The following is a 20,365-nucleotide window of genomic DNA, read 5'->3' as shown; positions in this document are numbered from 1 at the left end:
TAATAGAGAATGAAAAAACTATTCGTCATTATCGCTTTTATTATTTCAGGCATCAGCCTCAGTGCGCAAAATGCGGGGGTTGCTGCCGATATAGGATATACATTCAATAAAAGAAGTATGGGGTATTTCGGTGTATCCGGCTCATTTTACAATTCAAGACCTTATAATAGTTCCAACGACTTACTCCTGAACATCGGACTGGGAGCCGGAGCCTATGTAGGCCGCTTTGGAGGGGAGACGAAAGCTATCCCTGCCGGAAGTTTCAATGTTGGGATAGGAGGCGCTTTGGATGCTAAAGTAGTCGCTTCGCAGCATTTTATAAATCCATCGCTAGGCTTAAACTTGCTAAATGCTGTAAAACTTCATCTGGGTTATAGCATTCCCGGAAAATCTATTAGCGGCATACGGATGAAAGGTTTTACTGTAGGCATTACCCTTTCGTTCGGAACCAGAGGCTATTATCTCGATGTGTCTAATTAATTATACTAGCAATGTCTCATTTTAAAGAAGTAAACATAAAAGATTTTACACCCGATTCATTCGGGCTGAAAAACAAATGGATGCTGATAACCGCGGCAAAGGCTGACGGTACGGTAAATACAATGACTGCAAGCTGGGGCGGCTTCGGCGTAATGTGGAACAAAGAAGTAGCTTTTGTTGTTATACGTCCTCAAAGGTACACGAGGGAATTTGTAGAAAATGCCGAATCGTTTTCCCTTACTTTCTTCGATAAGGAATACCTCAAAGAACTGGGTTATCTGGGTAAAGTCTCGGGGCGTGATGAAGATAAGATTGCTAAAGCAGGATTCACAACAGCTTTAGAGAATGGAATCCCCTACTTTGAGGAAGCAGAAACTGCGATGTTCGTCAAAAAGCTTTTCGTACAGCGGATTGAAGAAGAAGCGTTTCTGGACAAAGATATTATAGGTAAATGGTACCCCGAAAAGGATTTCCATTACCTGTATATTGCAGAAGTAACAAACATATTGCAGAAATAAGAATGAATCACGAAGAAGTCATCCTTGATAAATTCACGGTTGTTGGCATTTCGGTGCGTACAACAAACCAAAATCACCAGTCGCAGGCAGATATAACCAAACTGTGGGAAGTATTCTTCCGCAATGCTTATATCCAGCAACTGATGCCTAACAAAGTTTCTACTGATATATATTGTATATATACTGATTATGAAAGTGACTATACAGGAGACTATACTACTGTACTGGGATATAAGGTTTCTACAACAGACGGGATACCTACAAATCTGGGATTAGCTTTTAAAGAAATACCGGAATCAAAATATTATAAGTATATTTCGGAAGGAGAACTGCCTTATGCCATAGGCAAAACATGGGCACATATTTGGCAATCAGACATAGACAGACGTTATTTAGCCGATTTTGATATTTACGGAGAAGAGTCGAAAGATCCTAAGAACGCTAAGATAACAACATTTTTATCAGTGAATAATTGATAGTTGACAGCTAATTATCTCCTGTCGACTTTCCATTGTCAACTCATAACTAATTATTAAAATTTTATCACTTTACACAAAGAATGAGAAAATGGCGCATCGAAGACTCGGCCGAGTTGTATAACATTGCAGGCTGGGGAATTAATTACTTTTCTGTGAACGAGAAAGGTAACGTTGTTGTAACTCCGCGAAAAAACGGGGTGGCTGTTGATTTAAAAGAACTGATGGACGAATTGCAACTTCGCGATGTGTCAGCTCCCGTACTGATACGTTTTCCGGATATTCTGGACAACCGTATCGAGAAGATATCGACGTGCTTTAAGCAGGCAGCGGAGGAATATGAATATAAAGGGCAAAACCATATCATATATCCCATCAAGGTAAACCAGATGCGACCTGTAGTAGAAGAGCTTATCAGTCATGGCAAGAAATTTAATATCGGGCTCGAAGCCGGTTCCAAACCTGAACTGCACGCAGTAATTGCCATCAATACAGATTCCGATTCGCTTATTATTTGCAACGGATACAAAGACGAAAGCTATATAGAATTGGCTCTGCTTGCGCAAAAAATGGGTAAGCATATATTCATCGTTGTAGAGAAACTGAATGAGATTCCCCTTATCGCAAAAATAGCCAAGAGGCTGAAAATAACCCCGAACATCGGTATCCGTATCAAACTGGCTAGTTCCGGCAGCGGAAAATGGGAAGAGTCGGGAGGTGACGGCAGCAAGTTCGGGCTCAATTCCAGTGAGTTGCTCGAAGCGTTGTCTTATCTCGAAAAAGCCAATATGCAGGAGTCATTACGTTTGATCCATTTTCATATCGGTAGCCAGATTACGAAGATACGCCGGATAAAAACAGCATTGCGCGAAGCCGCACAATTCTATGTGCAACTGCATGCGATGGGCTTCAAAGTAGAGTTTGTCGACATAGGCGGAGGTCTGGGAGTCGATTATGACGGCACCCGTTCTTCGTATAACGAAAGCAGCGTTAACTATTCGATACAGGAGTATGTAAACGACTCTATAGCTACAATGGTAGACGCAGCCGACAAAAATGACATTCCCCACCCTAACATTATTACAGAGTCGGGGCGTTCGCTGACTGCACACCATTCTATACTCGTATTTGAAGTGTTGGAAACAGCTACATTACCCGAATGGGACGAAAGTCTGGACATTTCGGAAGATGACCACGAGTTGGTAAAAGAACTTTACGAAATATGGGATAACCTGAGCCAGTCGCGCATGCTCGAAGCATGGCACGATGCGCAGCAGATACGAGAAGAAGGACTGGATTTGTTCAGTCTGGGGATGCTAAGCCTGAAAACGAGAGCCCAGGTAGAACGCTTATACTTCTCCATAGCACGCGAAATCTACCAGATCGCGGGCAGGGCAAAGCATGCTCCGGAAGAATTGAAACAGTTATCGAAACTTCTTCCTGATAAATATTTTTGTAACTTTTCATTGTTCCAGTCGTTACCTGACTCATGGGCTATCGACCAGATTTTCCCTATTATCCCTATCCACAGGCTAGACGAAAAACCGGACAGGACAGCTACATTGCAGGATGTTACCTGTGATTCGGACGGAAAGATTGATAATTTCATATCCAATGGAAACCAATCGGCATACCTGCCGGTACACAGTATGAAGAAAAACGAGTCATATTATCTCGGTGTATTCCTTGTAGGAGCCTATCAGGAGATATTGGGTGACCTGCACAACCTGTTCGGAGATACAAATGCTGTACATATTTCCGTTGATAAGGACGGTTATAAGATAGAACAGATGATTGACGGGGAAACTGTAGCCGAAGTATTAGACTATGCCCAATACAACGCTAAAAAGCTGGTTCGCACTGTAGAGACATGGGTAACATCGAGTGTGAAGCAAGGAACGATAACGGTAGAAGAAGGAAAAGAATTCCTTTCCAACTACCGTTCGGGGCTTTACGGATATACGTACCTGGAGTAAAATATAATAAAGAAACCTAAGTAACTGTTAGTAAATTTCACGAATTCTTTTTCATAAGAGAAAGGTTAAGAGTTCTTCGTTCATTTTTAGCTTGTTTTCGGCTAATTTTCTCTTTCACTCAGCTCAAGTAGCCCGCTACTATCGCTTCGTGGAAATAAAAATTATCTCAAAAACAATTCTAAAAATCAGAACGAGAAATTTCCTAACGGTTACCAAGAGGTAGATAATAATTTCTATTTCTTAGGTTTTTTATTTATAGCCTGACACAAGACCATTTCTCCATGCAAAAACTACTATTTATGAAAATCAGTTTCCGTCAACTTATTCAATAAGATTTGAGCCTATGCACTATCTTTCGATAAAAGGTTTTGTTGTAGATGGTAATAATAATCCAATTCCCTATACAATAGTTGGATATGAAACACATATACAAGGGAAAATCCAGTATTATGAATATGAAACCGATAAAACCGGACAATTTATTTTGTCTGTCATGGAAGGAGATAAACTTACTTTTGCAGGGGAAAACTACATTGAATCTTTAATTAAAATACAGAAATTCAATAAAAACAACTATAAAGACCCAAGAGAACCATATAATATAACCATAAGAGTAGACGGTAAAGAAGAAATCTACAGCCTTTATCTGGATGAAAAGGATGCAGGCAAGAATCGGGATTTAATTATCAGGCTTGCTCCATATATCGAAAAAGAAAAAGTTATTAACAACAAAAGCATTCATCCTACAGCAGATGATATGAGGGAAAAAATAAACCTCTAAATTTATAATCTGAAACATATAAAATTATCTTATATAAAAAGGCATGATGTAAAAAAAGATGAAGGAAAAGTAACAACGGAAAACAGAATAAAAGGTGTCACTTTTGTCACTTTTTGTCTTTAATAGATAGAATATCAAACGAATACAAAATACACATAAATGAGAATAATTTATAGTCTATTACTTACAGTACTCCTGCTTTCCAGCTGCTCGATTTACGAAGAAGTGTATTTTAACGAAGACATGTCTGTAAAATATCGCATGAAATATGATGCCAGCGAAATGATGAGCATGGTTTCAGCATCCAGCCTGTCAGATTATGGAAAGCTATTTCCGTCTGATTCTGTTTTTTCCTTTGCAGACATCATAGCAGAATACAGGGATTCAACTAAAACATTATCAGCGGAAGACCAACAGATGATGGAAGACCTTAAATCCTTCACTTGCCAGCTAAGCAATGATACTGTAGCTAAAACCTTCTTTGTCTTGGTATCCGGAAACTTTGATGACACTGCTACCCTAAACAGGATATTAAAAACGATATCGGAGCAAAAAAGCAAAACAGCGGAAGAATCAGGCAGAAGTATATCAGACCGGTTCGACAATATTTCAGAATATTTTTGGGATGGGAAAAATATGAAACGGATAATACAGCCTAAAGATCACATTGAGCAACAATTGGAAGAAGGCTCAATAGATAAAAATATGATGGATTTATTTTCGGCGGGGAAAATGGTCGTAAAATATCATTTTCCGAGGAGGGTGGTCAATGTAAGTAACCCGGACGCGTTGTTCTCCCAAGACGGAAAAACGGTAGTTGTTGAATATCCGGCTACAGACTTTATCGACTCGGCAGATAAAATTAATATAGAAATAACAACAGAATAGCCTGTGATGGAAGGCTGAAAAATATAAAATATTAACATTTTTTTGAGTTTTCACGGCTTTTAACTATTTTTGTCTTTCACTTAATAAGCTAAATAAAGTTATACAATATTACACAATATGAAAAATCTTTTGCTGGTTTCTTTACTGATTGTCTTGTTTTCTAACTTTACATATTGCAAACAAAAAGAAACAACAAAACTAAGCGAGTCGAGTAAAAAAGAAGTAGCCAAGTCTAAATTTGCCAAACTTTATCCTGATTATAACCCTCAGCACCTGAAGGATGTAATCCGTGACCTTATTCAAAATGATTCACAAATGCTTCCTCTTTATACAGAGAATGAGTATAACCCGGTTTGGGCGCATGACACATTGGATACAGAAAGGATAAAATCGTTCCTGTCTATCCTGAGCGACAGTAAAAGTCATGGGATACCGGAAAAATACTTTTCTACAGAGCAAATCGGATCCTTAACCGATTCCATTGATTCCGGTAAATATAATCTGGATGAGTTATATAAGAAAATGGCGGAACTGGATCTTATCTCCACTAAAACAGCCGTGAAATATATAACAGGGATGAGTTATGGATTTTTAAATCCTCAAAAACTCTATCAAAAGAATTATAATATATCCGTATCGTCTCCCGATTCTGTTTTTTATATCAACTTATATAAAGGGCTCAAGGATAACCCAATAACCGTTATATCCGAATCTCATCCGGCAGATCCGATATATCAGAAACTCATAGATGAATATAAAAGCTTAGAACAAAAGAAAGAGATGGAATTCAAGCCGATAACGAGTACGGCTACATATAAACTGGGCGATAAGAACAAACATATATCCGAAATAGCTAAAAGGCTGATGCTTACCGGCGAATATGTCCCTCAGTGTGATTCTATATATAACGACAGCCTGCATCTGGTCTTAGACAAAGGCTTAATGGAAGCAATCAATACTTTCCGCAGAAAGAATTCATATCCGGAAGAAGACGAGGTAGGCAAGTTAACTATCGATGCGTTGAACAGGCCGCTGGATTATTACCAGACCAAACTACGTGCCAATATGGAGCGTTACCGTTGGAGAAGAACGAAAGCAAAGCACAATAAACACATTGAAGTCAATGTAGCTTCTGCATCGCTTGTCGCCAGCCAGCCGGAGAGCCAGCCGCTCATAATGAGGGTATGCGTTGGTACGGTATATAACAAAACCCCTCTACTTCAAAGCGACATCAACTATCTGAACCTGAATCCTGTATGGAATGTTCCTACCAGTATTGCCCAGAAAGAGGTGGCCGTACTACAGAAAAAGGATCCGACATATATTAAGCGTCACAACATGAAGTTGTATAAAGGAGGTAAAGAGGTAGATGCATCAACTATAGACTGGGACGACGTAACGCCATCTAAGTTCTCATATACTATCCGCCAGAGCCCCGGTGGCGGCAATTCTCTCGGATTGGTCAAGTTCATGTTCGATAATGCGTTTTCGGTCTATCTGCATGATACACCGTCTAAAGCCGCCTTCGGAAGAAAGAACAGGTCTGTAAGTCATGGATGCGTAAGGGTTCAGAAACCATTCGAACTGGCTTTCTTCTGTTTGTCCGTCACATCGGACGATGTATATAAAGACAGGTTATATTATAGTATAAACAAACCGCCTGTATCTGAAGCCGGGAAGAAGCTGGCTAAGGAAAATAAATTGAAGAAACTTCCTGATATTCTGAATCCGGAAGAGAAGATTTCCTTATTTATCGATTATTATACAGCTTATACATATCCAAATGATGAAATGATATACTATGCTGATGACAACTACGGATACGATAACACAATACTGAACGCGTTAAACCCACAGGCTCAGAAATCAGATAAAAGCGGAACAAAATAAGGCGCAGGAATCTCAGTACATGACAAAAAATAGAAAATTAAGGTTCAACCCCTCGCTCTGTGGGCACTCCCGACCCCACCCCGGCTCTCCCCAAAAAGAGAGGGGGGAAGCGAAGACAGATGTCGTTTGATCCGTCAGGCACTCTTCCCTTTTGATAAAGGGAAGTACCCGAAGGGGGAAGGGTTAGAATGATAGCATGTATTTTTTGTCATGTACTTAGCGCAGGAATATTTATTTATATCCGAACTCAATCAGCGCATCGGCTACAACAAAGTTGCTACCTCCGATAAAAATAAAATCGGCGGATGTAGCCCAGTCTTTAGCGGCTTGTACAGCCTCTTTTACAGTTGGGTATGAATATCCGGTAAGCCCCTTATTCTTAGCCAGTTCCTGTAGCTTTCGTTCGTTCATCGAACGGGGTATAGCCGCTTTTGTAAAATAGTATATAGCTTTTTTAGGTAATAAGGCCAGAACGGACGATATATCCTTGTCATTTACCATTCCTAAGATGATATGAAGCGTATCGTAGCGTTCACTCTGCAATTGTTCGGAGATATATTTTATGCCGGCTTCATTATGCCCTGTATCGCATACTATTTTAGGATTGTTATCCTGTAATATCTGCCAGCGCCCCATCAGTCCGGTATATTCATTTACATAGGCAAAACTATTATATACTGCCTTCGATGGGATGGTATATCCCTGTTTTTGCAGTTCGCGGATGGCGCATAATACCGTTGCCGTGTTCTTTACCTGTGCATATCCTGACAGTTCCCCTTTCAGTTGCAGGTAGTATTTCGTGTCGTATAACCATCCGCTAGCGGTTTTCAAACTGGAGTATATCAGCTTTTCATCCTCTGCGAAGATTACAGGCGCGCCAACTCTGCTTGCCGTATCTTCGAATACTTTACGAACTCCCCCCTCTGCTTCGCCGATAATAACAGGGATATCCTTTTTTATTATTCCGGCCTTTTCGGCAGCGATCTTCTCCAGGGTATTTCCCAGAAACTGCATATGATCAAAGCTGATATTGGTAACAATACTTAAGACAGGGGTTATAATATTAGTACTGTCCAGCCTTCCTCCCAGCCCGACTTCTATCACGGCAATATCTACTTCTGCATCTGCAAAATACCGGAAAGCCATCGTCATCGTTAATTCGAAGAAAGAGGGCTGTATTGGCTCAAAGGCTTCACGATGTTTAGCTACAAAGTCGACAACATATTGCTCCGGTATCTTTTCTCCGTTTACACGGATGCGCTCCCTGAAATCGATCAGGTGTGGCGAAGTATATAATCCCACCTTGTATCCTGACTGCTGCAATATTGCCGCCAGAAGATGGGACGTAGAGCCTTTCCCGTTTGTTCCGGCTATATGTATCGTCTTATATTTTGTATGAGGATGGGAGAAGTATTTATCTAATGCCAAACTATTATCTAATCCTTCTTTATAAGCGCTCCCCCCTACCTTCTGATAGACAGGCAACTGGTTGTATAAATATTCTATTGTCTCCTGATAGGTCATTATTCTATATATTATCCATTATAAAAGATTGACTAACTGGCTGAAAGTCTCAACCTTAAAAAAACGCTCATTCTTTACATTTTCATCAGCCAGCTCATGCTTCCACATTGTATGATATGGTACATAAGCGACATACATGCCTACAGCCAGTGCCGGATAAATATCCGACTTTAGCGAATTTCCCGCCATTAGCACATTCTCTGGTAAAACATTCAGGGATGAAATAAGTTTCTGATATTCCTTTTCTGTCTTATCCGCCATTATTTCTACATGGTCGAAATAAGAACCCAGGCCGGAACGATCCAGTTTTCGTTGTTGGTCTAACAAGTCTCCTTTAGTAGCTACTACTAGCTTATAATTTCTATTCAATTGTTCCAACGTTTTTTCTACTCCATCCAACAATTGAATAGGCATATCCAGAAGAGATTTGCCCATGAGGATTATCCGTTCTATTTTTTCTGGAGATATTTTATGCCGGCTGACTTTTATAGCCGTTTCTATCAATGATAAGGTAAAAGCCTTAGCTCCATACCCGTAGCATTCCATATTTTGCATTTCCACATCAAACAGTGCGGAAGAAATCTCTGCCGTATCCCCATAATCGGCAAGTATATTACAAAATTCTTTCTCTACTTCCTTGAATAAAGGTTCATTATCCCATAATGTATCATCAGCATCAAATGCTATTATTTCTATGCCTTTCATATTATCTCAGATCATTAAGATTATCTAAAAAACGGGATACATGAAAGCCATCCATAACTGCATGATTAGCCGTGATAGACATCGGGAGCATCAACCGCCCGTTTTCTTCAAATAATTTTCCTGTAGATATTTTAGGGATTGAAAAACGACCGCCTAGTTTCGCAGGATGCTTCAAATCCGTAAAGCGTACCCAGGGCAAAGGGGAATAATGAATCACATTTATATTATCAGTCTGCTCTAAAAGAGTTATTCCGCTTAATTGCTTTATATGATTCATTACCTGAAGGGCGTTTTCAATAAATAGACTCCTGTCCTCAAAATACTCCATAAAAGAAAAGCCGAATGTACCATCTTCCCTGCCAATGGTAGAGGTTGCGTGGATGGTGTCATAACACACAACATCGTCGCCTTCTATCCTGTACCTGAATTCTTCCGTCCTGTTTACAGCCTGCATAATACGATGAAGGGAAGTAAGGAAAAAAGAGTTTCCCGATTCTTTTGCTGAATTATAAGTGGTCGTAAAATCGACATTTACAGTTACTCCGAAAAGAGGATCGTCAAAATCTTTGAAAAAATCGAAATGCTCTTTTCTATTCCACGTACTTTGGTCTATTATTCTTTTCATTATAATTATCCGAACAATTGTCTGAAAGCTTCTTCCACTTTCCTTACCTGAACTATTTCAATATTTACTTTTGATGTGAATCCTTTCAGATTATTCTGAGGTACCAGGATTTTGGTAAATCCCAGCTTTTCAGCTTCCAATACGCGCTGTTCTATACGGTTTACAGGGCGTATTTCACCCGACAAGCCTACCTCCCCGGTCATACATATATGCTTTTCGATAGATATATCCAGACTGGAAGACAGAACTGCACTGATGACCGATAAGTCCATTGCAGGATCATTGACCCGCAGGCCTCCGGCAATATTAAGGAACACATCTTTTTGTATTAACTTAAATCCGGCTCTTTTTTCCAACACTGCCAACAACATATTCATCCGGCGCAGGTCGAATCCCGTAGCCGAACGTTGCGGCGTACCATAAGCGGCCGTGCTTACCAATGCCTGCGTTTCTATCAGGAAAGGGCGTATACCTTCGATAGCCGCGGCAATGGATACTCCACTCAGGCCTTCGTGATTCTGTGTCAGTAATAGTTCCGAAGGATTACTCACTTCGCGCAGCCCGTTTTGGCGCATTTCATATATGCCCAGTTCGGCGGTACTCCCGAAACGGTTTTTTATGCTTCGCAAAATACGGTACATATAATGCTGGTCTCCTTCAAACTGGAGTACTGTATCTACAATATGTTCCAGTACTTTCGGGCCGGCAATGCTTCCTTCCTTATTTATATGTCCGATTAAAACAACAGGAGTACCCGTCTCTTTCGCGAATTTCAATATCGCCGCAGAGCATTCCCTTACCTGTGACACACTACCCGGAGACGATTCTACATTTTCAGTAAAAATGGTCTGGATAGAATCGATAATAACGAAATCTGGTTTTAGATTCTGTATATGAACAAATATATGTTCCAGATTCGTCTCGCATACGATAAAACAATTTTCACTGTTGGAGTTAATGCGGTCGGCTCGCAGTTTAAGCTGACGGGCACTTTCTTCGCCCGAAACATATAAGGTTTTTATATTATTCAAGCCCAATACAGTTTGCAGAATAAGGGTCGATTTCCCGATACCCGGCTCTCCACCTATCAACACAAGTGAACCGGGAACAAGCCCGCCGCCTAAAACGCGGTTGAATTCCCCATCCTGCAAATCTATACGCGGTTCTTCCCCTGTCTCCACATCTTTCAGCAGCAAGGGCTTTGCTTTTGACATTTCAAATATATGAAGATTGTTTTTAGAGGAATTATCCTTACTTACAACTTCTTCTACATAGGTATTCCACTCTCCACATACAGGGCATTTTCCCAGCCATTTAGGAGAATCATTGCCACAATTGTTACAGACATATACTGATTTAGTTTTAGCCATTCTCTATCTTTAGGTCTCAGACCTATTTATTATTTTTGAAAGCAAACAGTCGAGTAATGTAATACTAAATATTTATTGCCATATTTGATTCCGTAGATTTTTCAATTCTGGAATGTAGGGGCGAACCTATGTGTTCGCCAGCTTTTCGGGCAGACAAGTAAGTCTGCCCCTACATTATCTCTTCAAAATATGTCATTCATTATTATCATGTACTAAAATACCTGTATTACTCTCAGTTTCTTATTTCAAAACTTTTACAGATTTGGTTGATCTGCCTGTTATATCAACAGAAAGGATATAAACGCCTCCACGCCATGATGAAACCGGAATATCGAGCACAGAAGAATTAATGTCGGATGTTGCCGAATAAATAATTCGCCCGAAGAGGTCGGCAACTCTAACCTTTTTCAATATATCCTTAGCATACACGTGCAAAACATCGCTTTCTATATATGCTACAAGTTCCGGCTGCGTACCCGGTTCCGGTTCTTCTGTTTTTACCGCATTCAATCCTTTTAACCGGGTAACGCCGGTATTATTCGGATCCAGGTATTTCGACATGTGCAAATCTTCATCCGGATATTGATCCCAATGGTACCAGAACTTTCCATAATAATCCGTACCTGTCGGATTCGAACATTTATTGTCTCCTCCGGTCAATGTACCAACAATATATCCGTCTTGATTGAACAGCGGCGCACCTGAAGATCCTCCTTCTGTTGCACCCTTGAGATAGTCTATAATCCAATGGGTTCCATTGGGTGCTTCATCTTCCCATTTTCCGGATGTCAGAGGCTTATTGTACAAACTTATTTTCTTCACATCACCCAGTGGATGATGAATCACAGCCCCGCCGGTTACACTTGCGCCATCATTTGTCCTGTCCCATCCGTTGTAATAAACATCCCAGTCATCGGGAATAGGCTCGGAAAGTTTTATCAATGCTCCATCCGACCCATCGTCAACCGGATTCAAAACGAGTGGAATAGCTCCCTTATGGTATTTATAATTCGGCCTTACCGTATCCATCTCACATTCGGGTGTCTCATATTCAAAAAAGAACTCTGAACCTGAAATCGCTGTTTCTGACATATATTCGAAACAATGATAGGCCGTTAATATATATGGGGTTTTGTCTTCACTGGTGTTATTGACAAGTGTACCGGAACAAAGGTATGCGTTTGCACCCGGATTCCTTTTTACCCGGAAATGAACCACCCCTTTCTTTTGATTTTTCCAAAAATTATTTTCCGGACAATTTACATTGATCATACATGAATTAGCCGCAGAATTAAATCCTGAAATAGGGTTCCCCTGCTCATCCAGGTATTTATATCCCAAATCGGAAATGTGTAACTTTGGCTTTTCAACTCCTTCGGGAGCGACATATTCCAGCACTACATTATCTCCTTTCAGATTCTCGATCGAATATGGCCCACCTTTAGGGTTATCATCATGTTTGTAAACTATAGCACTTTTCAAATTGCTTTTCTCATACACATACAAGCAGGAACCTTCCGGGAGGTAAAATTGATCGAACCCGATAAAGAACCCCTTTGCATCGGGTATATTGAAAGAAAGTTTCCATACATTTTCTTTTGTAGGCAATACCGACCATACTCCTACGGTATCGGCTTCAATACCCAGTGTGTAGAGCTTTGCTTCACGTAGCGGGAGACCTCTCCCTTTAGTATTCACGGTGTTGACTACCAGCATTTTTGTGTTTTCCTTTTCTACGATAAGCGATAACTGGGACTTATCCTGATTGAAATTGTATTGTTTTTCCTGTGCAGAAAATGAAATAGTACAAGCGGCCAGAATAAGACCTGTAAGAATACGATATAAGCTCAAATTCATAATACTTTAATTAATTGCTGAACATAGTCTTTTACATCTTCGCGTGTAACTAAGACCTCCGTCTCAAATATAATTTTTGCTTTTGAATAAAAAGGCTCCCTTTTTTCCAGACTTTCCACAACAAACAAGAACAATTCTTCTTCGTTTTTATCCTTTATCAGCGGACGTTTCTCTTTGCATAAGTTAAGCCTTGAAGACAGGGCTTCGGGCGATGCTTTCAAATAAACTGTAGTACCGGTCTGGTTCATATAATCCATGTTGTCAAAAAAGCATGGCGTTCCACCACCTGTAGATATTACTATATTCTCAAACTCTCCTACTTCTTTCAAAATATTCATTTCAATATTGCGAAATTCACTTTCTCCTACATCCGCGAATATCTGACCCACCGACTTCTGATAACGGGCTTGTATGAAATGATCCAAATCAACGAATTCAAGCCCTAATTCTTTTGCTAATTCACGCCCCGCCGTTGTTTTTCCGGCTCCCATATATCCAATAAGGAAAATCCTTTTCATTTCTTAATTAATCAAATATACAAAAATAGAAATAAAATAAAGAAAGTAGGGGTTTTTACCAAACGATTTAAGAAAGGAATAATAACTCGTTTCGGGGCTTCATTGCCTATCCTGATTTAAAACCTTATCTTTGCAGCCAAAAAGAATTAATTATATGACTAAAATTACGACAGTACTTTTTGATTTTGATGGAGTTATTGCCGATACCGAGCCTCAATACGACATTTATATAGACGCTTTAGGCGAAAGGTATAATCTGGGGATTAAGAACTTTGCCCTTCAGGTAAAAGGAACAACATCTCCTGACATTCTGAAGAAGTATTTCAGCCATTTTTCGGAAGAAGAGCAAGCTAAAATAGCTAAAGAGTTGGGCGATTTTGAGCTACAAATGGACTTTCCGTTAGTATCTGGTGTAATAGACTTCATCAACTATCTGAAAGACAATAACTACAAGATAGGATTAGTGACCAGTTCGCAGGACTTCAAGATGAAGCGCGCTTTAGATATACTGGGATTAACCGATACGTTCGATACTGAAGTTACAGCTGTCCGCATTACGGAAGGTAAACCCAATCCGATGTGTTATCTATTGGCTGCGAAAGACCTGGATGTTTCGCCTTCGGAATGTGTTGTATTCGAAGATTCCTTTCATGGTATAAGAGCCGGAAAAGACGCCGGAATGCGCGTGGTAGGGGTATCGACAACTATACCTGCCGAGGAATTGGAAGGCAAAGCGGATTGTGTAATCCCCGATTTCTCTGATTTACAAAAGGTTATCAGCTATATTCAATAATCGTAACGGAATAAAGAAGTTTAGGTGTTCTCTAAGCTTCTTTATTCATTCTTTACGGAATACTACTCCCGTCACTCTAAAATATTCGTAACCTATATCTTCTCCTCCAAACATATTCACATAGTCAAAAGCAGCCCCATAACAGGAAAAATCGTTTACTTCGTTGTTTATCAGTAAAATATTACCGAAATCATATTCAAGGACTGCATAAGCTGTAGATGGTTCAAGGTTTTCATCATAACACTCCCTTCCTCCTTTTTCGAAAAAGCCTTTCCCTCCATATAAAGAATATTGGGGAGTGGTTCTTAAATCTACATTATATTTAGATTTAAAGTTACTCAGGCTAATTGTATCGTTACGTAAATAAGTACTTACATCTATCTTCCTGAAATCCTTTTTGTAGGTTATGGCATACTCCACCGAACTAAGTTGTTCCGCATCATAAGGACTGTTATATACTGATTCCCAGTAATTATACTGCGCTTCCCTTTCGGCATCAGATGGAAAACCTTCCTGCATCAGGATATTCATCCGGCTATATATAATAGTATCCGCAGTAAGGACACATACACCATACTCTATGTCCTGATAATAGTGGCCTCCCATAGGATTCTGTATAAACCGCGTACGGCACAAGACTTCCCCCTTATCGTTGATAGCGATAGGCCTTATTCCGGCATGAGTGTAGGATGGCCCGGTTGCCATTATATTTATGGCTAAAGATAGAAGTAAATACAGGCTAAACAGAATCTTCATAGGCTTGCTTTGTGTTTTGTATAAGGAAATTATATCAATATAGGATACTTATTACAAGTAATTTACTCCTTTACTTAGGAATCGTTTGAAATCCAGTTCAAAGTTTGTCGTAAATACACCTTTATCCAACTGTTCCTGAATGTCACTAATCGACCAGAATCGTCCATCGGCCAGTTCTTCTTTATTAAGGATGAAATCTCCGTCATATACAGTATAGAAACAATAGCTTAACTCCCGCTCCCTATCTGTTTCGATAATATATTTCGTTATATAACGGGGACTTATACCGGATAAACCCAGTTCTTCACCAGCTTCACGCAGAGCGGCAATTTCCGGGGTTTCATCCAAATCGATGTGTCCGGCCACGGATGAATCCCATTTATTGGGTTGTACATCCTTTGTCGCGGAACGTTTCTGCAAATACAACTCGCCTTTTGAGTTGAATATATGAAGATGAATAACAGGGTGCAATAATTTCGAACCATCATGACAGACACTGCGCAGCGCCTGTCCTATTACATTTCCAATTTCATCCACAAGGGGGAATATTTCTTCTTGCATTCTTTATGTTAACTTTTGAGCTTTTTTACTTTCTGCCAGCATTTATTATATATTGTAAAAACACCTAACTTAGCTCCACCAAAGCGGTTTCAGTTCATCCCAAAAGTTTTTAAAATTCTTGTTGTGCATTGGTAGTCTCTTTGTGCAAAAGACTTTCCGATCTACCTTTCTTAAAAATCATCGAGTCATTTTTAATTCCCTTTCGCAAAGACTTTTGCTGTTCTTCAGGCAAAGATACTATTTCCACACAAGTATCGCTACAGCACCCTTTCATTTTTTTTGAACAATCATCGCATTGTATAAATAGCAGATGACAGCCGTCATTCGCACAATTGGTATGAGTATCGCAAGGCTTGCCGCACTGATGGCAATGCGCTATTACATCGCTGGTTATACGTTCTCCCAGACGGTTGTCGAATACGAAATTCTTCCCTATAAATTTAGACTCTAATCCTTCCGCCTTTATTTGGCGCGTATATTCAATGATACCGCCTTCCAGTTGATATACATTCTTAAAACCCTGATGCTTGAAATATGCGCTTGCCTTCTCACAACGTATGCCTCCTGTACAATACATCAGCAGGTTCTTACTATCTTTATATTCCTTCAATTGCTCATTAATTATAGGCAGCGAATCCCTGAATGTGTCTACATCCGGTGTAATGGCTCCTACAAAATGCCCTATCTCGCTTTCATAATGGTTGCGCATATCTATAACTATCGTATCCGGGTCATCCATCATGTCGTTAAACTCCTTTGCTTTCAGGTGAATACCTATATCAGTAACATCAAAGGTCTTATCATTAAGCCCGTCTGCAACAATCTTATCCCGCACCTTTATCTTCAGTTTCAGGAAAGACTTGTTATCATGCTCCACTGCTATATTCAGCCTTATATCCTTCATAAAGGGATATGTATCGAGGAAGTCTTTAAACTCCTGAAAATTAACAGCAGGCAGAGACAATTGGGCGTTAATGCCTTCATATGCGACATAAATACGACCTAATACATCAAGTTGCGACCATCTGATAAACAATTCATCTCTAAACCTCTTAGGTTCATCTATATGGGCATACGTATAGAAAGACAGGGTCAAACGTTGAAGCCCGGCTTCGTCTATCAATTTGGTTCTCTCTTCTGAGCTTAAAGTATTATATAGTTGCATTTTATAAATATTAAGTTAGAATGCTTATAAATAAAATGCAAAGATATTATAGATAACGCTTCGATATAGTTAATTTATTATTGATAGAATCTATGGGTTATAGACTTTATTTTTTTACACTGTTGTCCGGTAAAATTGAGGATCAGTATATTTTTATCATATCTTATTGATTTTGAAAATCAACTTTTTATTTTTTCAAAAATAAGCTCCCTGCATTTCAGGGAATAGAGAATTTTGATATTTCATTTTTTGTTTGTTGATTATGCCTCTCCAACTTCCTTCGGGGTTCTTCCAAGAAGCTGTAAATGTTGATATAACCTATCAGCTGTTGACGGATTACGGACACCATGTTCGAAAATGCCTATGGTCGTTTTACTTTGCTTCCACCCTTCTTTTTACCTTCCTTGGGCTGACGACCGCAACCCTATGGTGCTGGAATCCATCGCATAAAGTCGTTTTATATCTATCTCTCTCAATCGGCTGTCCTATAAAATTTGTACTTTTGCTCATGCTTACTTTGCTTGTGTAGTGACTACAAAGTTAAGCGATGGAGCGGATTTCTTCGAATAGAGGTTCGCTCTGTTTTTTTACCGGACAGTAGTGGTTATTTTTTATTCCCAGCCTCTCCTAATTCATTCAATGCATCTATAAATACATCAGGGGGAGCAATAACGCGCTTTTCATTTTCAATTCTGTGAGGTATATTTATAAAAGCCCCGTCGTTGTACCAATACACCCTGTCTGTAATCGACCCCGGTCCATCTTCATACATCCGCGAAGTCAGATAGAGCATATTGTTTAAAGCGCCTACAACTTCCAGATCATGTATAGGATAGATGAGCGCTATATGCCTGTTTGGGACAGATATCAAAGATCCTTTTTTACCAACTACCTGAGGGTAATCCTGAATATCCATTACAAAATTAGTTGCATAGAAATGGTCAGCTTCGGCAAACCAGAATTTATGATCTCCGACTTTCTCTTCAAAAAGATTTACAGCACAGTTTTGTTTTATATTCCGTTTCCCTATTTCATATAGCTCATCAATGGTTTTACCCCAAGGCTCAATCTGTTCCGGTTTTATATTCATCACACTTTCCGGCAAATCAAAAACCAGCATGGCTACAACACCTTCGGCGAATTCCCGAACTATCATATTCTCCTTTTTCAGATTTGCAGCATATTCAACATCATGAAGCCGTACACCAATATATTTCTCAACTTTCTCAAAATCGGAAACAATCTCTTCAAACTCCTTGCCAAACTTATGAATACGGATCATTGTTTCGAAATGGTCTGTCACAACGGATTCATAATCCTTTATATCATTCTGCTTACACTTCTGGCTCAGATTTTGAAGCCCTAATTTGTTGAATCCTAAATCATTCTCTTTGTCAACGATAACAACTCCGTCATCGATAGTATATCGCAAATTAAGTTTGTCGAAATAACTTCGAACTGCTTTTATAAAAACTGAATATTCGTCTGATGTAAAAAATGACGCCCATTCCGGAACCTCAATAGAAGAATCCTCCTTATTCTTTTTAAAAAATGAAAACATAGTAGTTGTGTGTTTAGTTGTATATTGGTATTCTCATTAACAATTCAAAGCGCCCACAAGCTCTTTTACATGATTAATATTATTCTTATCCAGATACTCCTTAATCCCCTCGACAACCTTGACCGATATGGCCGGGTCGATAAAATTATGTGTTCCTATCTGTATAGCCGAAGATCCCGCCAGAATAAACTCGACAGCATCCTGCCATGATGAAATGCCCCCCATACCAATTACAGGTATCTTTACGGCATTGTAGGTCTGCCACACCATTCTCAGAGCTACAGGCTTTACGCAGGGGCCGGACAGGCCTCCGGTAACGGTAGAGAGCACAGGACGTCTCTTGTTAATGTCTATAGCCATTCCGAGCAGCGTATTGATAAGTGAAACAGCATCAGCCCCTTCTCCTTCCACAGCTTTCGCTATTTCTGTTATATCTGTTACGTTAGGAGACAGTTTAACAATCAGGGTCTTACCCCATACAGCCCTGACAGCTCTCGTTACATCCGAAGCCGAACAGGCAGATGTGCCGAAGGCCATACCGCCTTCTTTTACATTCGGGCACGAAATATTCAGTTCAATAGCCGGAATTTTATCTAACTCTGCCAGTTTTTGCGTACACTCTACGTAATCTTCTATGGTTGAACCCGATACATTCACTATAACATTTGTATCAACGTCTTTTATCTCAGGATATATATTCGAGATGAAATAATCGACACCCTTATTTTGCAGTCCCACAGCGTTTAACATACCCGAAGGAGTCTCCGCCATACGTGGATAATCATTTCCTTGACGCTCGCGAATAGTAGTTCCTTTTACAAAAATACCACCAATTCGCGATAGATCTATAAAGTCTGCATACTCTTTTCCATAGCCGAAAGTACCCGATGCAGTCATTACAGGGTTCTTCAAATGTAAATTACCTATGTTTACAGTTAATTTGTCCATGTCAACTTTTCTATATTAAATACGGGGCCTTCTGTGCATACACATATATTCCCTTCGCGCGTCTTTTCTACACAGCAAAGGCATACTCCAAACCCGCATGCCATAACGTTTTCGAGGGATACTTCGCATTCTGTATCGCTCTCTTTTGCATATCTGGCTACAGCCATCATCATAGGCTTCGGGCCACAGGTATAAATCATCGAAAACGGAGTATTTTTTAACACTGAATGGTCTGTCACATACCCTTTTTCTCCAAAACTACCATCTTCGGTAGTACAAAATAATTCTCCGTACTTCCTGAAATCATCCAACTGGAGCAAGTCTGCTTTTGATCTGGCTCCTAAAAGGAATTTTGGCTTATAGCCTTTTTCTTTGAGACATGCTCCCAGAAAAAGCATTGGTGCCGTACCCACGCCTCCGCCTATCAAAAGTAATTCCTGCCCTGTATTCTCTGAAGGAATAGTAAAAGAATTTCCTAACGGAAGCAATAGGTTTACAATCTCTCCTTGTTTATATTCGCTCATTCGCCTCGTACCGTCTCCAATAACCTGAACAAGTAGCCACAATTCATTATTTTGCTTATCAACAAAATTTACTGAAATAGGACGCCTGAGGTAAGTTGCAGGAGAACCGTCAACTCTTACTTCAACAAATTGTCCGGGATACATTTCGGGTAATGGAGTATTGTCTGTGGTAGTGAGCTTAATGAGGCAATAGTTTTGGTTTAATTGCTCATTGCGAGTAACAACCAAATCCATCATTTTTTTCATCAGCCTTAATTTTTTTTTGAAGATAAATACTTTCTGATTTATTCAGATACAAAGTTAATAAAGTTTAGCCTTATAATAAAATAGGGGAAGTGTTTAATTTATCCGGAAGAATCACTATCTTTATGTCAGCATAAAATAGCTTTTACAGTTAAATATTACTGTGTTTTATTTCAAAAATTTAGAATATTCAGTGTTTTTCTATC

Annotated in this window: 20 protein-coding genes; 8 read left to right on the top strand and 12 right to left on the bottom strand. The window is 39.6% G+C overall.

Annotated features, from left to right (window positions below):
* Positions 1-9 precede the first annotated feature (9 nt).
* The 7 genes from D0T84_RS05260 (at position 10) to D0T84_RS05230 (ending at position 7,009) form a co-directional block, all read left to right on the top strand.
* Entirely contained in the window at positions 10-480 is a 471-nt protein-coding gene (locus D0T84_RS05260) for a hypothetical protein (RefSeq protein ID WP_163306716.1), read from the top strand.
* Between the two features lie 11 nt (positions 481-491).
* Positions 492-998 carry a flavin reductase family protein gene (locus tag D0T84_RS05255; RefSeq protein WP_163306714.1) on the top strand — a complete coding sequence of 169 codons (507 nt, stop codon included), beginning with the start codon at positions 492-494 and terminating at the stop codon, positions 996-998.
* A gap of 2 nt (positions 999-1,000) precedes the next feature.
* Positions 1,001-1,474 carry a GyrI-like domain-containing protein gene (locus D0T84_RS05250; RefSeq protein WP_163306712.1) on the top strand — a complete coding sequence of 158 codons (474 nt, stop codon included), beginning with the start codon at positions 1,001-1,003 and terminating at the stop codon, positions 1,472-1,474.
* Positions 1,475-1,557: 83 nt separating this feature from the next.
* Positions 1,558-3,450, top strand: coding sequence for a biosynthetic arginine decarboxylase (speA, locus tag D0T84_RS05245; protein ID WP_163306710.1), 1,893 nt, complete (start codon positions 1,558-1,560; stop codon positions 3,448-3,450).
* 343 nt (positions 3,451-3,793) lie between these two features.
* Complete coding sequence (locus tag D0T84_RS05240) at positions 3,794-4,231, top strand: hypothetical protein (RefSeq protein ID WP_163306708.1); 438 nt, start codon at positions 3,794-3,796, stop codon at positions 4,229-4,231.
* Between the two features lie 159 nt (positions 4,232-4,390).
* The gene (locus tag D0T84_RS05235; protein ID WP_163306706.1) at positions 4,391-5,119 is read left to right on the top strand and encodes a hypothetical protein; all 729 of its coding nucleotides are present in this window, start codon (positions 4,391-4,393) and stop codon (positions 5,117-5,119) included.
* 117 nt (positions 5,120-5,236) lie between these two features.
* The gene (locus D0T84_RS05230) at positions 5,237-7,009 is read left to right on the top strand and encodes a L,D-transpeptidase family protein (protein WP_163306704.1); all 1,773 of its coding nucleotides are present in this window, start codon (positions 5,237-5,239) and stop codon (positions 7,007-7,009) included.
* 231 nt (positions 7,010-7,240) lie between these two features.
* Here D0T84_RS05230 and D0T84_RS05225 read toward each other — a convergent pair whose 3' ends face one another.
* From D0T84_RS05225 to D0T84_RS05200, 6 genes are all read right to left on the bottom strand, one after another.
* Positions 7,241-8,533, bottom strand: coding sequence for a folylpolyglutamate synthase/dihydrofolate synthase family protein (locus tag D0T84_RS05225; RefSeq protein WP_163306702.1), 1,293 nt, complete (start codon positions 8,531-8,533; stop codon positions 7,241-7,243).
* 18 nt (positions 8,534-8,551) lie between these two features.
* Positions 8,552-9,238, bottom strand: a complete 687-nt coding sequence (locus D0T84_RS05220) for an HAD family hydrolase (RefSeq protein WP_163306700.1) — start codon at positions 9,236-9,238, stop codon at positions 8,552-8,554.
* A gap of 1 nt (position 9,239) precedes the next feature.
* Positions 9,240-9,863: a chloramphenicol acetyltransferase gene (locus D0T84_RS05215; protein ID WP_163306698.1), complete on the bottom strand. Its 624-nt coding sequence runs from the start codon at positions 9,861-9,863 to the stop codon at positions 9,240-9,242.
* Between the two features lie 5 nt (positions 9,864-9,868).
* On the bottom strand, positions 9,869-11,233 hold the full coding sequence (radA, locus tag D0T84_RS05210) for a DNA repair protein RadA (RefSeq protein WP_163306696.1): 1,365 nt from the start codon (positions 11,231-11,233) through the stop codon (positions 9,869-9,871).
* 240 nt (positions 11,234-11,473) lie between these two features.
* Complete coding sequence (locus D0T84_RS05205; RefSeq protein ID WP_163306694.1) at positions 11,474-13,090, bottom strand: serine protease; 1,617 nt, start codon at positions 13,088-13,090, stop codon at positions 11,474-11,476.
* On the bottom strand, positions 13,087-13,608 hold the full coding sequence (locus D0T84_RS05200; protein WP_163306692.1) for a shikimate kinase: 522 nt from the start codon (positions 13,606-13,608) through the stop codon (positions 13,087-13,089). Before D0T84_RS05200 ends, D0T84_RS05205 begins: the two co-directional genes overlap by 4 nt.
* Positions 13,609-13,762: 154 nt before the next feature.
* On the opposite strand from D0T84_RS05200, the gene D0T84_RS05195 reads away from it, so the two are divergent.
* Complete coding sequence (locus tag D0T84_RS05195; RefSeq protein ID WP_163306690.1) at positions 13,763-14,401, top strand: HAD family phosphatase; 639 nt, start codon at positions 13,763-13,765, stop codon at positions 14,399-14,401.
* A 45-nt stretch (positions 14,402-14,446) separates the two neighbouring features.
* Here the strand turns inward: D0T84_RS05195 and D0T84_RS05190 are convergent, their stop codons facing one another.
* The 6 genes from D0T84_RS05190 to D0T84_RS05165 form a co-directional block, all read right to left on the bottom strand.
* Positions 14,447-15,157, bottom strand: coding sequence for a hypothetical protein (locus tag D0T84_RS05190; protein WP_163306688.1), 711 nt, complete (start codon positions 15,155-15,157; stop codon positions 14,447-14,449).
* Between the two features lie 51 nt (positions 15,158-15,208).
* Positions 15,209-15,718, bottom strand: coding sequence for an NUDIX domain-containing protein (locus D0T84_RS05185; RefSeq protein ID WP_163306686.1), 510 nt, complete (start codon positions 15,716-15,718; stop codon positions 15,209-15,211).
* Positions 15,719-15,827: 109 nt separating this feature from the next.
* Entirely contained in the window at positions 15,828-16,883 is a 1,056-nt protein-coding gene (locus D0T84_RS05180; protein WP_163306685.1) for a rhodanese-related sulfurtransferase, read from the bottom strand.
* 604 nt (positions 16,884-17,487) lie between these two features.
* On the bottom strand, positions 17,488-18,444 hold the full coding sequence (locus D0T84_RS05175) for a hypothetical protein (RefSeq protein ID WP_163306683.1): 957 nt from the start codon (positions 18,442-18,444) through the stop codon (positions 17,488-17,490).
* A 36-nt stretch (positions 18,445-18,480) separates the two neighbouring features.
* Positions 18,481-19,392: a dihydroorotate dehydrogenase gene (locus D0T84_RS05170; protein WP_163306681.1), complete on the bottom strand. Its 912-nt coding sequence runs from the start codon at positions 19,390-19,392 to the stop codon at positions 18,481-18,483.
* Positions 19,380-20,162: a dihydroorotate dehydrogenase electron transfer subunit gene (locus tag D0T84_RS05165; RefSeq protein WP_370525429.1), complete on the bottom strand. Its 783-nt coding sequence runs from the start codon at positions 20,160-20,162 to the stop codon at positions 19,380-19,382. The genes D0T84_RS05170 and D0T84_RS05165 overlap by 13 nt, the downstream gene beginning before the upstream one ends.
* Positions 20,163-20,365 lie beyond the last annotated feature (203 nt).

This window comes from Dysgonomonas sp. 521 (assembly GCF_010501055.1).
In the GTDB taxonomy this organism is placed as follows: domain Bacteria; phylum Bacteroidota; class Bacteroidia; order Bacteroidales; family Dysgonomonadaceae; genus Dysgonomonas.
This window is presented reverse-complemented; position numbering and strand designations above follow the sequence as displayed.

Bases quoted from the DNA above. Each gene is read 5' to 3' on its own strand.
- D0T84_RS05260 (WP_163306716.1), top strand. From the start codon at position 10: ATGAAAAAACTATTCGTCATTATCGCTTTTATTATTTCAGGCATCAGC.
- D0T84_RS05255 (WP_163306714.1), top strand. From the start codon at position 492: ATGTCTCATTTTAAAGAAGTAAACATAAAAGATTTTACACCCGATTCA.
- D0T84_RS05250 (WP_163306712.1), top strand. From the start codon at position 1,001: ATGAATCACGAAGAAGTCATCCTTGATAAATTCACGGTTGTTGGCATT.
- speA (WP_163306710.1), top strand. From the start codon at position 1,558: ATGAGAAAATGGCGCATCGAAGACTCGGCCGAGTTGTATAACATTGCA.
- D0T84_RS05240 (WP_163306708.1), top strand. From the start codon at position 3,794: ATGCACTATCTTTCGATAAAAGGTTTTGTTGTAGATGGTAATAATAAT.
- D0T84_RS05235 (WP_163306706.1), top strand. From the start codon at position 4,391: ATGAGAATAATTTATAGTCTATTACTTACAGTACTCCTGCTTTCCAGC.
- D0T84_RS05230 (WP_163306704.1), top strand. From the start codon at position 5,237: ATGAAAAATCTTTTGCTGGTTTCTTTACTGATTGTCTTGTTTTCTAAC.
- D0T84_RS05225 (WP_163306702.1), bottom strand. From the start codon at position 8,533: ATGACCTATCAGGAGACAATAGAATATTTATACAACCAGTTGCCTGTC.
- D0T84_RS05220 (WP_163306700.1), bottom strand. From the start codon at position 9,238: ATGAAAGGCATAGAAATAATAGCATTTGATGCTGATGATACATTATGG.
- D0T84_RS05215 (WP_163306698.1), bottom strand. From the start codon at position 9,863: ATGAAAAGAATAATAGACCAAAGTACGTGGAATAGAAAAGAGCATTTC.
- radA (WP_163306696.1), bottom strand. From the start codon at position 11,233: ATGGCTAAAACTAAATCAGTATATGTCTGTAACAATTGTGGCAATGAT.
- D0T84_RS05205 (WP_163306694.1), bottom strand. From the start codon at position 13,090: ATGAATTTGAGCTTATATCGTATTCTTACAGGTCTTATTCTGGCCGCT.
- D0T84_RS05200 (WP_163306692.1), bottom strand. From the start codon at position 13,608: ATGAAAAGGATTTTCCTTATTGGATATATGGGAGCCGGAAAAACAACG.
- D0T84_RS05195 (WP_163306690.1), top strand. From the start codon at position 13,763: ATGACTAAAATTACGACAGTACTTTTTGATTTTGATGGAGTTATTGCC.
- D0T84_RS05190 (WP_163306688.1), bottom strand. From the start codon at position 15,157: ATGAAGATTCTGTTTAGCCTGTATTTACTTCTATCTTTAGCCATAAAT.
- D0T84_RS05185 (WP_163306686.1), bottom strand. From the start codon at position 15,718: ATGCAAGAAGAAATATTCCCCCTTGTGGATGAAATTGGAAATGTAATA.
- D0T84_RS05180 (WP_163306685.1), bottom strand. From the start codon at position 16,883: ATGCAACTATATAATACTTTAAGCTCAGAAGAGAGAACCAAATTGATA.
- D0T84_RS05175 (WP_163306683.1), bottom strand. From the start codon at position 18,444: ATGTTTTCATTTTTTAAAAAGAATAAGGAGGATTCTTCTATTGAGGTT.
- D0T84_RS05170 (WP_163306681.1), bottom strand. From the start codon at position 19,392: ATGGACAAATTAACTGTAAACATAGGTAATTTACATTTGAAGAACCCT.
- D0T84_RS05165 (WP_370525429.1), bottom strand. From the start codon at position 20,162: ATGAAAAAAATGATGGATTTGGTTGTTACTCGCAATGAGCAATTAAAC.